Genomic DNA, 12,630 nt, shown 5'->3' with positions numbered 1-12,630 from the left:
CTCAGATGGTGGAAAAGCGAAAGATCGAATGGTGGCGATAGACGCCGCCGGGGTCGAGACGGGCGGTCGGGAAATCCGGCCGGTTCGGCGTGTCGGGGTAGCCTTGCGGCTCCAGGCAGAAGGCGTCGCCCATCCGGTAGGACTGGCCGCCCTTGCCGGACACCGTGCCGTCGAGGAAGTTGCCGGAATAGAACTGAACGCCCGGCTGGTCGGTCAGGAGTTCGAGCACACGCCCGCTCGCGGGATCCTCGACCCGTGCCGCGAGACGCGGCTCGCCGCCGGACGTCCCGTCGACGCACCAGTTGTGATCGTACCCCCGTCCACGGCGGATCTGCTCGTAACCCTCGCGGATGCGCTCGCCGATCGGGCGGGCGGAACGGAAGTCGAAGGGCGTACCGGCGACGGGTGCGGGCCGGCCCTCCGGGATCGAAACGGCGTCGATCGGCAGGTAGGTCTCGGCCACCAGCGTGATGCGGTGGGAGAGGACGTCGCGAACGTCCGCAACGCCACCGAGATTGAAGAAGCTGTGGTTCGTCAGGTTCACCACGGTCGGGCGCGTCGTGCGTGCCTCGAACGCGATCTCCAAGGCTGCCTCGCCAGCGAGACGATAGGTCACGGAAACCGATAATTCGCCGGGGAAACCGCCCTCGCCGTCCGCGCTCGTCCGCTCCAGCCGCACGAAATCAGTGCCGGTCTCGGCAATCGTCCAAAGCTGGCGGTCGAAGCCGTCCGCCCCGCCATGTAGCGCGTTCGGACCGTCGTTCGGTTCGATCTCGACCGTCTGCCCATCGAGATCGAAACGCCCGCCGGCGATGCGGTTGGCATAGCGCCCGATCGTGGCGCCGAAGAAGTCGCGCGATGCGAGGTAGCCGGCGAGATCGTCATGGCCGAGCACGACGTCGGCCACCTGCCCGTCCCGATCCGCGACGTGCAGCGCCTGCAACACCGCGCCGTAGCTGATGACGCGCGCCTCAAACCCGGACGCCGACCGTAGGCTCACGATTTCGACCTCGCGGCCATCCGTGAGCCGTCCGAAAGCCTGTCGCGTGACCGCGGTGTTCATGCTCACGCCTCCACGAAGGCGTCGACAACGTGGCGGCGGCCGAGCAGGAAGGCGTCCGCCACATGCTGGAGCGGCGACAGGTCGACGTCGATGGCGCCCGTCTTCGTCAGCTCGACGAACCGGCGGTAGATGCCGGCGTATTCGGCATCAGGCTCGTTCACCATCGGCTGCCCGTCCAGCGCCAGCTTCTTGCCACCCTCGCTCAGCGTCAGCTTGCCCTTCGCCGTCTCGACATGGACGCTCCAGGTCTCGCCGCCGGTCTCGCGCCAGTCGAACTCGGCGCGCACGGCCAGACCCGTGGCATCCGTGAATTCGAGATCGGCTGCGATCGGCGCCGCCCGGTTCTCCGGGAATTGCAGATCGGAGCGACGCAGGAACATCGGCCGTGGCAGAATGGCGGTCACGATCGACAGCGCGTTGATGCCGGGATCGAACACGCCAAGGCCCCCCGGCTCCCAGATCCAGGCCTGACCCGGATGCCACTTGCGCACGTCCTCCTTCCACTCGACGTGGACGGAGTGGATGTCGGTATCTGCCAGAAAGGCCCGTGCCGGCTCGACCGCGGGCGCAAAACGCGAGTGCCACGTCGCAAAGAGCGTGACGCCCTTCTCCTGCGCCAGTGCAACCAGCGGACCCATCTCGCTGACCGTAGCGCCCGGCGGCTTCTCCAGCAGCACGTGCTTGCCGGCCTGGAGCGCAGCGACGGCCTGGGCATGCCGGCCCTGCGGCGGCGTGCAGAGCGCCACCGCGTCCACCGCCTCGTCGGACGCGAGCAGCGTCTCGATATCGGGGAAATGCGACATGCCGTCGATCGAGGCGTTGCGGCTGGCGATCGACGTCAGCTCCACACCCTCGGTCTTGGCGATGGAGGGCACGTGCTGGTCGCGAGCGATCTTCCCGAGACCGACAATGGCGAGACGAAGGGTCATGCCGTTCTCTCTCAGAGCGCGCGCACGGCAACGGGCGCGGCCTCGGCCGTCGCCAGCGTGTTGACGAGCGGCAGGCGGAAGGGCCGCGCCTCGATCTCGAAGCGATCGCCATTCTGCGTCGTCACGCCGTGCGAGACCGACAGCGTCGCCGTGCCGAAGAAGTGGACATGCAGGTCTCCCGGGCGGCGGAAGAGCTCGTACTTGAAATGGTGGTGCTCGAGATTGGCGATGGAATGGCTCATGTTCGCCTCGCCCGACAGGAAGGGCTTGTCGAAGATCGTCTCACCGCCGCGCGAAATCTTCGATGTGCCCTCGACGCTCGCCGGGAGTTCGCCGACGAGAAGCTCCGGCCCGAGCGAGGCCTGACGCAGCTTGGAATGGGCGAGCCAGAGATAGTTGCCCCGCTCCGTCACGTGGTCGGAGAACTCGTTCGACAGGCAGTAGCCGAGCCGGAAGGGCGTGCCATCGGGGCCGATCAGATAGACACCCGCAAGCTCGGGCTCCTCGCCGCCGTCGAGCGCGAAGGCAGGCGAGGTCAGCGCCTCGCCGGGGCCGACGAGGCAGGAGCCGTCGCCCTTGTAGAACCATTCGGGCTGCACGCCGGCCTCGCCGTTCTCCGGCTTGCCGCCTTCGACGCCCATCTGGAACATCTTCATCGAGTCGGTGACGTGCTCGCCGGCCTGCGCCTTGTGCATCTTGTCGCGCCCGTCGGCGGAGCCGAGATGGGTCAACCCCGTGCCCGCCACCACGAAATGCGCGGGGTCGGCGTGGTGGATCGGCAGACCGATCCGGCCCTCCGCCAGCGCCGCGTCGAGATCGACCGCTTCGCCGCGTCCCGCCTTCGCCACGGCGTCGGCCAGCGAGTGCCCTGCGGCGATCGCCGACATCGCGAGATCATAGGTCGAGGCGACGCCGGGCAGCACGTGAGCCGCGCCGTGATCGTCGCTCGCGACGACCTGTAGCGTGCCGTCGCGGTCTTTCACCTGAAGAAGCCGAAGTGCCATGGGATGTCCGAACTCGTGCCTGACGGGAGGGCGGAACCGCGTCGCGCGGCGGGAGCATCGCCCCCTTCTCGAACGACTCCAAAGTGCCGGTCAATTGTCTGCTTTATTTCGAACGGCTCCGATCTTGTCAATCGGACGGGCCGCTTGTCACACCCCTTCTCGACACCGCAGCGCAGCACGATCCTGATCGCGCCTCGCCGAGCCGGACGCAGTTTGCAAGCCGTCATCGGCTGGACAAGTCGGCATGCTCTCACTACCCGTCACCGCATTCGACAGACCCGAACCATCATCGCCGGAGGAGGCGACATGACCACGCTCGCCGCCCCGCACGCCCGCTCGATCCCGCTCTCCTGGGCCGGCCATGCCAAGGCGATGATCCTCCTCGGTCTGCCGCTCGTCGGCGCGCAGCTCGCGCAGGTCTCGATCAACGTCACGAATACGGTGATCGTCGGGCAGCTCGGCACGGTCGAACTCGCGGCGGCGGTTCTGGCGACGCAGACCTTCTACCTGTTCTGGATGTTCGGCTCGGGCTTTGCCTATGCCGTGATGCCGATGGCGGCCAGCGCCAATGGGCGGGCCGACATTCGCGGCGTACGCCGCTCGGTACGCATGGGGCTGTGGGTCGTCTGCGCCTATGCCGCGATCACGATGATCCCGCTCTGGTTCACCGAGGCGATCCTCGTGGCGCTGCGCCAGGACCCCGGCGTCTCCGCGATGGCCGGCGACTACGCCCGCGTCCTGCAATGGTCGATGCTGCCGTATCTCTCGACCTTCGTCTTGCGGTCCTATCTCAGCGCGCTCGAGCGCCCACGCGCCGTTCTCGTCATCACCGTGCTCGGCGCGCTGGCGAATGCCGGCCTCAACTACGTGCTGGTGTTCGGCCATTTCGGCGCGCCGGCGCTCGGTCTCGCGGGATCGGGCATCGCCTCCGTCTCGACCGCGATCCTGACGGTCGCGTTGCTCGTCGCCTTCACGCTGCGCGACGGTGCGCTCCAGCGCTACGATATCTACGTGCGGTTCTGGCGTCCGGACTGGAGCGCCTTCCTCGAAGTGGTCCGCCTCGGCTGGCCGATCGGCGCGACGATTCTCGCCGAAGTCGGGCTGTTCACCGCCGCCTCCGTCATGATGGGCTGGATCGGCACGGTGGAACTCGCCGCCCATGGCATTGCCCTGCAGATCGCCTCCGTGTCCTTCATGGTGCCGCTCGGCCTTGCCAGCGCTGCGACCGTTCGGGTCGGCACCGCTTATGGCCGCGACGACCGGCTGGGCGTCGGCCGCGCCGCGCGAACCGCGCTCGTCGTCGCCACCGCGATCTCCACCGGGGCCGCCCTCCTGTTCTGGACGATCCCCGTTCCGCTGATCTCGCTCTATCTCGACCTGCGCGCACCCGACGCCGAACGCGTTCTCCAGGCCGCGGTGCCGCTTCTGGCCATCGCCGCGGCCTTTCAGATCGTCGATTCCATCCAGGTCACGTCGAGCGGCATTTTGCGGGGGTTGAAGGACACGCGCACCCCGATGATCTTCGCCGTCCTGTCCTACTGGGCGGTCGGCATGCCCGTCGCCTACACGCTCGCCTTCGTCTTCGAATGGGGCGGGGCCGGCGTCTGGTGGGGCCTCGCCATCGGCCTCGGCGTCGCCGCCGTGCTGATGACAGGCCGCTTCTTCGTCAAGGAGACCCACGGACGGACGGTCATCGACGCGTGAGTTTCGCTGGCGCGGACGGATCGGCCGGGTCGGGATGTCGAGCCCAACCCGACGTCCACCGGCAGGCGCCCCGGACGCCCCGTCTCCCTTCAACCGCGAAACGTATGCGCCTCGATCGAGGCCTGCTTCATCGCGATCGAGAAGCCGGGCGCGCGCGGCGGCATGTAGCGCCCGCCGCGCACGTCACAGGGATCGACGAAATGCTCGTGCAGGTGATCGACATACTCGGCTACCCGTCCCTCCATCGTGCCGGAAATCACAAGATAGTCGATCATCGACAGGTGCTGGACGTATTCGCACAGGCCGACGCCGCCGGCATGGGGACAGACCGGCTTGCCGTATTTCGCGGCCATCAGCATGATCGCGAGGTTCTCGTTGAGACCGCCGACCCGCGCCGAGTCGATCTGCACGACGTCGATCGCGTCGGCTTGGAGGAACTGCTTGAAGAGGATGCGGTTCTGGCACATCTCGCCCGTCGCGACCTTCACGGGATGCACGCCCTCGCGGATCGCCTTATGGCCGAGAATGTCGTCCGGTGAGGTCGGCTCCTCGATGAACCAGGGCTTGAACTCGGCAAGACGGTTGACCCACGGAATGGCCTCGCCCACCTCCCAGACCTGGTTGGCGTCGATCATCAGCGTGCGGTCCGGGCCGATCTCCTCGCGCACGATGCGGCAGCGGCGGATGTCGTCTTCGAGGTCGCGCCCGACCTTCAGCTTGAAATGGGTCCAGCCCTCGGCAATGCCGTCCTGGCAGAGGCGGCGCACCTTTTCGTCGGGATAGCCGAGCCAGCCGGCGGAGGTCGTGTAGGTCGGGTAGCCCTTCGCCTCGAGGATTCCGCGCCGCTCGGCCTTGCCCTCGGCCGCGCGCACGAGGATCTCGCGCGCCTCCGCCTTCGTCAGCGCGTTCGTCAGGTAGCGGAAATCGAGGAGCGCCAAGATCTCGTCCGGGGTCATGTCCGCGACGAGCTGCCAGACCGGTTTGCCCGCGGTCTTGGCCCAGAGATCCCACACCGCATTGACGACGGCGCCGATCGCCATGTGCATCACGCCCTTGTCGGGCCCGAGCCAGCGCAGCTGCGAGTCGCCGGTCATCTCGCGCCAGAAGCCCCCCATGTCGGCGGCGATGTCCTCGATCCGGCGGCCTACCACGCGCTCGGCCGCGGTGGCGATCGCCTGCGTCACGAGGTCGTTGCCGCGCCCGATCGTGAAGGCCAACCCATGGCCGGCCAACGCGTCGTCGCCGGTCTCCAGCACGACATAGGCCGCGGAGTAATCCGGGTCCGGGTTCATCGCATCCGATCCGTCGAGCTTCTGCGAGGTCGCGAAGCGGATGTCATGGGTGCGGAACGACTGAATGGTGGTGGACATGGCGGCGATCCTGTTCATATATGAAACGAGAAATCATGGACACGAGACCCTGTCAATGAGCGAACGCGGTCCCCCTTCCTCAGACGGCGCGGCCGGGCGCTACGCGGCGCCGGCGTTGGAGAAGGGCCTCGACATTCTCGAACGCCTGTCCGACGAGCGGCGCCCGCTCTCGCTCGGCGACCTCGCCGACGCCCTCGGTCGCACGCGTAGCGAGATCTTCCGCATGGTCGCGGTGTTGGAGGCCCGGGGCTACATCGAGCGCGAGGATGCCGACCGCTTCGTGATCGCCGACAAGCTCTTCCGCCTCGGCCTCAACCGGCCTCGTCATCGCGGCCTCGTCGAAGCGGCCCTGCCGGTGATGCGCGGCTTTGCCGAGAGCACCGGCTATTCCTGCCATCTGGCGGTGGCGAGCGAGACGCAGATGGTGGTGATCGCCCGGGTCGAAAGCGTCTCGCATATCGGCTTCTCGGTGCGCATCGGCTACCGGCAACCCCTCGCCCTGACCGGCTCCGGCCACTGCCTCCTTGCCTTCATGAACCCGCGCCGGCGCTCGCGCATCCTCGTCGCCATCGCCGCGGAAGAGCCGCTGCGCGACCTCGAGACGCTGGCGGCCGATCTCGACGGGTTCCGCGCCGCCGGGCGTGTGGTTCGGGCCTCCCGCATTGCCGAGAGCGTGACCGACGTGTCGGTGCCGATCCTGAGCGCGGGCGAAAACGGCGCGGTCGCCGCCCTCACCTCGCCGCACATCCGCATGCGCCAGTCGCCGACCGAGCCGGACGCGCTGGCCGATCACGTCGCGGCCGCCGCACGCCAGATCGCCGAGACGATTGAATTCGACTGACGCGATCCGTATGAAACCGGAGTTCGCTGATGAACTCAGCTGGGAGGACGAGCATGGCAGGACGCCTGGACGGACAACGCGCGGTGGTCACCGCGGCGGCACAAGGCATCGGACGAGCGACGGCTCTGGCGTTCGCCGCCGAGGGTGCCGAGGTGATCGCCTGCGATATCAACGAGGCCAAGCTCGCCGAGTTCGACGGCGCCGCGGGCATCAACACGCGCGTGCTCGACGTGCGCGACGCCGCCGCGATCGCGGCCTTCGTCGCCGAGGCGGGTCGCACCGACATTCTCTTCAACTGCGCCGGCTTCGTGCATGCCGGCACGATCCTCGAATGCGACGAGGCGGCGTTCGACTTCTCCTTCGATCTCAACGTGAAATCGATGTACCGGATGGTCCGCGCCTTCCTGCCCGGCATGATCGAGGCCGGCGGCGCGTCGATCGTCAACATCGCCTCGGTCGCCTCCTCGCTCATCGCCGCGCCCAACCGCTTCGTCTACGGCGCCTCGAAGGCCGCCGTGATCGGGCTCACCAAGTCGGTGGCGGCCGATTTCGTCGGGCGGGGCATTCGCGTCAACGCGATCTGCCCCGGCACGGTGGAGAGCCCGTCGCTGGAAGACCGCATGCGCGCCACCGGCGATCTCGACGCCGCCCGCCTCGCCTTCGCCGCCCGCCAGCCGATGGGCCGGCTCGGCAATGCCGAGGAGATCGCCGCGCTCGCCGTCTATCTCGCCTCGCGCGAATCGGGCTTCGTCACCGGCCAGGCCATCGCCATCGACGGCGGCTGGACCAACATCTGATCTCTTGAGGGGAACGAGTTCATGAAGCTTCTGCGCTGGGGCGAGAAGAACCACGAAAAGCCGGGCATCCTGGCGGCGGACGGAACGATCCGCGACCTGTCCGGCCATGTCGACGACCTCGCCAGCGACTGGCTGACGGATGCGGGCCTCGCGAAGATCGCCGCCATCGACGTCGATGGTCTGCCGAGCGTTCCCGCAGCCACCCGCATCGGCCAGTGCGTCGGGCGCGTCGGCAAGTTCATCTGCATCGGCCTCAACTATGCCGACCACGCGGCCGAGACGGGAGCGGCGATCCCGGCCGAGCCGATCATCTTCATGAAGGCGACGAGCGCCCTCACCGGCCCGAACGACGGCATCGTCATTCCCCGCAACTCCGAGAAGACCGACTGGGAGGTCGAGCTCGGCGTCGTGATCGGCACCGAGGCCCGCTATGTCGAGGAGGCCGACGCGCTGAACCACGTCGCTGGCTATTGCGTCATCAACGACCTCTCGGAGCGCGCCTTCCAGACCGAGCGCGGAGGCCAGTGGACGAAGGGCAAGTCGGCCGACAGCTTCGGCCCGATCGGCCCCTGGCTGGTGACGCGCGACGAGGTGCCGAACCCGCAGAACCTGAAGATGTGGCTGTCGGTCGACGGCGTGATGCGCCAGGACGGGTCCTCGAAGACGATGATCTTCGGCGTCGCGCATGTGGTCTCGTATCTGTCGCAGTTCATGAGCCTGCAGCCCGGCGACGTCATCTCGACGGGAACGCCGCCCGGCGTCGGCATGGGCATGAAGCCGGAGGCGGTCTACCTGCGGCCAGGCCAGGAGGTCCGCCTCGGCATCGAGGGCCTCGGCGAGCAGACCCAGAGCGTCAGCGCCGCGCGCTGAGGTTCACGTGGCCGGCGGGTCGGCGGCATCCGCCGCTCCGCCGGGGATCGACTGAAGCAACGTCTCGCGCGCCGAGCGCAGGTGGCGGCGGCAGTAGAACTCCGCCTCCATCGCGTCGCGCGAGCGCAGCGCCGCGATATAGCGGAGATGCTCTTCCAGGGCCGCGCGGTTGCGCTCCCTCTCGCCGGTCTTGTTCCACTGGTAGTGGTAGTGGAAGATCATTGCGATGACGTCGTAGAAATCGATCACGAAGCGGTTGGCGGACGCCTGGTGGATGAGCCGATGAAACCGCTCGTCGAGTTCCGAGAAGGTCGTGTAGCGCCGGTCGATGGCCGCCAGCATCGCGTGATGCTCGGCCTCGATCGCATCGAGCGCCTCCCAGGCGGGATGGGCGGCGCCGAGTTCCACGAACCGCTGCACCGAGCGCAGTTCGAACATCTCCCGCACGTCGTTCAGTTCGAGGGCGAAGTCGCGCGTGAAGCCCTTGAGCACCCATTGGCTGTTGCGTCGCTTCTCGATGAGTCCGAAGCGGGAAAAGCGGATGAGGAACTCGCGGACGGCCGAAACGCCGACGCCGAGATCGCGTGCGAGATCGGCCTCGCCGATCATGTCGCCGGGTTCGGCGCCGCCTGCGAGAATGCGGCGCATGAAGCCGCGCTCGATGATGGCGTCGAGACTGTCCGTCTCGTCGGGCGGATAGGCGTCCGACGCGCCTGGCATGCGCAGAACGAGTTTGGTCCGGTTCTCCCACCGGATGAGGCCGATGTCCTGCATGCGTCCCAGCACCGCGCGCACGGTGGTGCGGCTGACGTCGAGCCGCGTCGCCAGTTCGCTCTCCGAGGGCAGCGCCTTCTCCTGCGCGAGCAGATCCAGCGCCCGGTTGAACGCATCCTTGAACAGGGTTCTGGGCTTGGACATCGCTTCTCCGTCCGTCTCGGCACGGCCGTGGACATGCCCCTTGTACCGACAAACTTTGTTTCTTGTCGATGAGAGACGGCCGACGGCAGCGCGAACTGGCATCTCTGCCTAGGTAGGCGGAATCATTTCGTCATGGCCAGCGAACGAGGGAACCAGAAGTCTGGGACAAGGCTACCGTCGGGACCCGCTGCGCCGCCAGCCTTCGTAAGCGCAGCGTTCCGAAATCGACTGTTAATCTCCGTTGGTTGATCACGCCGACGAAGAGTGCGGCCATCGCCAAGGCTCGGATTTGCGGCGATAGGACAGGAAGATTCCCGCTAAAAATCGGCGAAATTCGGCGGCCGCGTTCTGAAAATTTCGAAATCGAATAGACATTCCATCGTATTTAATCTTCACTGTTGCAACCCGACGCAGGATTGGCTAGCGTGCTCTGTATCAAATCCAGAAGAAACCGGATCAACCGGTCTGTCGTCAACGACGGGAGGACCCCCGATGCATAGCCTTTCCACCACACGCCGCCTCATGCTCGCGGGCATCGCCCTCGCCGCCGGCTCATTCGCGTTCCCGTCGCTTCCCGCGATGGCGCAGACGACGACCATCCCGATCATCGTCAAGGACACCACGTCCTTCTACTGGCAGATCGTGCTCGCCGGCGCCCGTCAGGCTGGCAAGGATCTCAACGTCCAGGTGCCCGAGCTCGGCGCGCAGGCCGAAACCGACATCAACGGCCAGATCTCGATCCTCGAGAACGCCGTCGCCGGCAGCCCTGCCGCCGTCGTCATCGCGCCGACCGAGCGCTCGGCGCTCGGCGCGCCGATCACCGAGGCCGCAAAGTCCGTGCCGATCATCGGCATCGATTCGTCTGCCGAATCGGACGCCTTCACCTCGTTCCTCACCACCGACAACGTGCAGGGCGGACGCATCGCGGCCGATGGTCTCGCCGCGGCGATCAAGGCCAAGACCGGCAAGGAAGAAGGCGAGGTCGCGCTCATTACAAACGCGCCGAACGCCGGGTCGTTGGAAGAGCGCAAGAAGGGATTCGTCGAGCAACTCGCCAAGTATCCCGGCCTCAAGCTCGTCGCCGACCGCTACGCCGACGGCCAGGCCGCGACCGGCCTGAACATCACCACCGACCTTCTCACCGCCAACCCCAATCTCGTCGGCATCTTCGCGTCGAACCTGATCATGGCGCAGGGCGCAGGCCAGGCCATCGCCGAGAACGGCGCGAAGGACAAGGTCGCCCTGATCGGCTTCGACAGCGACGATCGCCTCGTCGGCTTCCTCAAGGACGGCGTCATTTCCGCCCTCGTGGTGCAGGACCCCTACCGGATGGGCTACGACGGCATCAAGACGGCGCTCGCCGCCTCCAAGAAGGAGACGGTGGCCAAGAACGTCGACACCGGCGCCAACCTGATCACGACGGCCAACATGACCGAGGCCCGCTCGCAGGAACTTCTCAACCCCAAGGTGAAGTAGTCTCCCGCAGCGTCGCGGCAGCACCTCGCCGCCGCGACCGTCGATCTCGAAACCTCGGTCCGGAAGCGCAGTTTGCGGGTCCGGCCCGAGGGTTTGCGCGAAGGATTCCGCCGTGGCCTCCCCGTCTCTCGATGCCGTGATTCACCCGACCGACGATCCCCTGCCGCAGGCGGGCCAGCCGATCCTCGAACTGCGAGGGCTGGAGAAGAGCTACGGTCCGGTGCTCGCCCTTAAGCCCTCGACCGTCACCTTCCTCGCCGGCGAAGTTCACGCGATCGTTGGCGAGAACGGCGCGGGCAAGTCGACTCTCATCAAGCTGTTGACCGGCGTGATCCGACGCTCCGGCGGCGAGATCGTGTGGCAGGGCAAGCCCGTCGCGCTCGCCACGCCGCAGGAGGCGATCGACCACGGCATCAACGCGGTGCATCAGGAGGTCGTGCTTTGCCGCCACCTCAGCGTCGCCGCCAACATCTTCCTCGGCGACGAGACCGCGCGCTACGGCCTGCTTCAGAAGCGCGAGATGAACCGCGCGGCCCAGCGCATCCTCGACGACATGGGCTTCCAGCTCCCGGCGGAGGCCGAGCTTGGCTCCCTCACGATCGGCCAGCAGCAGCTCGTCGCCACGGCGCGCGCCTCCCTTCGCGGCACCCGCTTCATCATCTTCGACGAACCCACCGCCTATCTCACGCGCTCGGAGGCCGCACAGCTCTTCGCGCTCATCCGCCGCCTGAAGGCCGAGGGAGTGACGATCGTCTACATCAGCCACCGGATGGAGGAGATCTTCGAACTCGCCGACCGGGTGTCCGTGCTGCGCGACGGAACGCATGTCGGCACGCGGCTGATCGGCGAGACCGACGACGCCGAACTCGTGTCGTTGATGATCAATCGTTCGCTCGACCAGATCTACCACAAGGAAGAGATCCCGATCGGCAAGCCGCTGATCGAGACGCGCAACCTTTCGGGCAAGGGGTTCGAGGACGTCTCGCTCACTGTGCGCGCCGGCGAGATCGTGGGCCTCTACGGGCTGATCGGCGCCGGACGCTCGGAATTCGCCCTCAGCCTGTTCGGCCGCAACCCCAAGACCGGCGGCGAGATGCGCTGGAAGGGTGCCCCGATCGACGTTTCCAGCGAGCGCCAGGCCATCGACCTCGGCATCGCGCTGGCACCCGAGAGCCGTCGCGACCAAGGCCTCGCGCTCAACCTGCCGATCGGCCTCAACCTCAATCTGCCGATCTACGACCGGCTGACGAAGGGCATCACGCTCAGCCGCCGCGAGGAGGCCGAGCATGCCGACCGCCAGATCAAGGACCTGCAGATCAAGACGCCGAGCCGTCGCTCGCTCGCCTCCTCCATGTCCGGCGGCAACCAGCAGAAGATCGTGATCGGCAAGTGGCTGAACCACGGCGCCGAGCTGTTCATCTTCGACGAGCCGACCGTCGGCGTCGACGTCGGCACCAAGGCCGAGATCTACCGTCTCTTCGCCAAGCTCCTGAAGAACGGCGCCGGCATCCTGCTGATCTCGTCCTACCTGCCGGAGGTCTACGAGCTCTCCGACACGCTGCACGTCTTCCGCAGCGGCCGCCTCGTCGGCTCGAGCGGTTTCCACCAAGCCACCCACGAGGACATCCTCGCGCAGGCCATCGGCGTTTGAGCCGTCC

Annotated in this window: 11 protein-coding genes; 6 read left to right on the top strand and 5 right to left on the bottom strand. The window is 67.1% G+C overall.

Features of this window, described 5'->3' with window-relative positions; all coding sequences use genetic code 11:
• Position 1: 1 nt before the first annotated feature.
• Genes GGR04_RS09435 through araD1 form a run of 3 tightly spaced genes read right to left on the bottom strand, consistent with a single transcriptional unit; the run spans position 2 to position 2,996 of the window.
• Positions 2 to 1,063, bottom strand: coding sequence for an aldose epimerase family protein (locus GGR04_RS09435; RefSeq protein ID WP_183199604.1), 1,062 nt, complete (start codon positions 1,061 to 1,063; stop codon positions 2 to 4).
• A 2-nt stretch (positions 1,064 to 1,065) separates the two neighbouring features.
• Entirely contained in the window at positions 1,066 to 1,992 is a 927-nt protein-coding gene (locus tag GGR04_RS09430; protein ID WP_183199603.1) for a Gfo/Idh/MocA family protein, read from the bottom strand.
• Between the two features lie 11 nt (positions 1,993 to 2,003).
• Positions 2,004 to 2,996, bottom strand: coding sequence for an AraD1 family protein (gene araD1, locus GGR04_RS09425; protein WP_183199602.1), 993 nt, complete (start codon positions 2,994 to 2,996; stop codon positions 2,004 to 2,006).
• A gap of 306 nt (positions 2,997 to 3,302) precedes the next feature.
• Here araD1 and GGR04_RS09420 point away from each other — a divergent pair, with 306 nt between their 5' ends.
• A complete protein-coding gene (locus GGR04_RS09420) occupies positions 3,303 to 4,700 on the top strand; it encodes an MATE family efflux transporter (protein WP_183199601.1) in 1,398 nt (465 codons plus the stop codon).
• Between the two features lie 89 nt (positions 4,701 to 4,789).
• Here GGR04_RS09420 and GGR04_RS09415 read toward each other — a convergent pair whose 3' ends face one another.
• Positions 4,790 to 6,070, bottom strand: a complete 1,281-nt coding sequence (locus GGR04_RS09415) for an L-fuconate dehydratase (RefSeq protein ID WP_183199600.1) — start codon at positions 6,068 to 6,070, stop codon at positions 4,790 to 4,792.
• A gap of 55 nt (positions 6,071 to 6,125) precedes the next feature.
• On the opposite strand from GGR04_RS09415, the gene GGR04_RS09410 reads away from it, so the two are divergent.
• The 3 genes from GGR04_RS09410 to GGR04_RS09400 are packed head-to-tail and all read left to right on the top strand — an operon-like array spanning position 6,126 to position 8,578.
• Positions 6,126 to 6,911, top strand: a complete 786-nt coding sequence (locus GGR04_RS09410) for an IclR family transcriptional regulator (RefSeq protein ID WP_183199599.1) — start codon at positions 6,126 to 6,128, stop codon at positions 6,909 to 6,911.
• 53 nt (positions 6,912 to 6,964) lie between these two features.
• On the top strand, positions 6,965 to 7,708 hold the full coding sequence (locus tag GGR04_RS09405) for an SDR family oxidoreductase (protein WP_183199598.1): 744 nt from the start codon (positions 6,965 to 6,967) through the stop codon (positions 7,706 to 7,708).
• Positions 7,709 to 7,729: 21 nt separating this feature from the next.
• Positions 7,730 to 8,578 (top strand): fumarylacetoacetate hydrolase family protein, encoded by an 849-nt coding sequence (locus GGR04_RS09400; RefSeq protein ID WP_183199597.1) that lies wholly within the window; start codon positions 7,730 to 7,732, stop codon positions 8,576 to 8,578.
• Positions 8,579 to 8,581: 3 nt separating this feature from the next.
• Here the strand turns inward: GGR04_RS09400 and GGR04_RS09395 are convergent, their stop codons facing one another.
• A complete protein-coding gene (locus GGR04_RS09395; RefSeq protein ID WP_183199596.1) occupies positions 8,582 to 9,496 on the bottom strand; it encodes a GntR family transcriptional regulator in 915 nt (304 codons plus the stop codon).
• A gap of 492 nt (positions 9,497 to 9,988) precedes the next feature.
• Between GGR04_RS09395 and GGR04_RS09390 the strand changes: the two genes are divergently transcribed.
• Positions 9,989 to 10,972: an ABC transporter substrate-binding protein gene (locus tag GGR04_RS09390; RefSeq protein ID WP_376769850.1), complete on the top strand. Its 984-nt coding sequence runs from the start codon at positions 9,989 to 9,991 to the stop codon at positions 10,970 to 10,972.
• A 112-nt stretch (positions 10,973 to 11,084) separates the two neighbouring features.
• Positions 11,085 to 12,623 (top strand): sugar ABC transporter ATP-binding protein, encoded by a 1,539-nt coding sequence (locus GGR04_RS09385; protein WP_183199595.1) that lies wholly within the window; start codon positions 11,085 to 11,087, stop codon positions 12,621 to 12,623.
• Positions 12,624 to 12,630 lie beyond the last annotated feature (7 nt).

This window comes from Aureimonas pseudogalii (genome assembly GCF_014196835.1).
Lineage (GTDB): Bacteria > Pseudomonadota > Alphaproteobacteria > Rhizobiales > Rhizobiaceae > Aureimonas > Aureimonas pseudogalii.
The sequence above is the reverse complement of the archived record's forward strand: the minus strand, read 5'-3'. Positions and strand labels throughout refer to the sequence as shown.

Excerpts from the sequence above, each read along its gene's own strand:
- GGR04_RS09405 (WP_183199598.1), top strand. The coding sequence starts at position 6,965 with ATGGCAGGACGCCTGGACGGACAACGCGCGGTGGTCACCGCGGCGGCA.
- GGR04_RS09435 (WP_183199604.1), bottom strand. The coding sequence starts at position 1,063 with ATGAACACCGCGGTCACGCGACAGGCTTTCGGACGGCTCACGGATGGC.
- GGR04_RS09390 (WP_376769850.1), top strand. The coding sequence starts at position 9,989 with ATGCATAGCCTTTCCACCACACGCCGCCTCATGCTCGCGGGCATCGCC.
- GGR04_RS09430 (WP_183199603.1), bottom strand. The coding sequence starts at position 1,992 with ATGACCCTTCGTCTCGCCATTGTCGGTCTCGGGAAGATCGCTCGCGAC.
- GGR04_RS09410 (WP_183199599.1), top strand. The coding sequence starts at position 6,126 with ATGAGCGAACGCGGTCCCCCTTCCTCAGACGGCGCGGCCGGGCGCTAC.
- GGR04_RS09395 (WP_183199596.1), bottom strand. The coding sequence starts at position 9,496 with ATGTCCAAGCCCAGAACCCTGTTCAAGGATGCGTTCAACCGGGCGCTG.
- GGR04_RS09400 (WP_183199597.1), top strand. The coding sequence starts at position 7,730 with ATGAAGCTTCTGCGCTGGGGCGAGAAGAACCACGAAAAGCCGGGCATC.
- GGR04_RS09420 (WP_183199601.1), top strand. The coding sequence starts at position 3,303 with ATGACCACGCTCGCCGCCCCGCACGCCCGCTCGATCCCGCTCTCCTGG.
- GGR04_RS09415 (WP_183199600.1), bottom strand. The coding sequence starts at position 6,070 with ATGTCCACCACCATTCAGTCGTTCCGCACCCATGACATCCGCTTCGCG.
- araD1 (WP_183199602.1), bottom strand. The coding sequence starts at position 2,996 with ATGGCACTTCGGCTTCTTCAGGTGAAAGACCGCGACGGCACGCTACAG.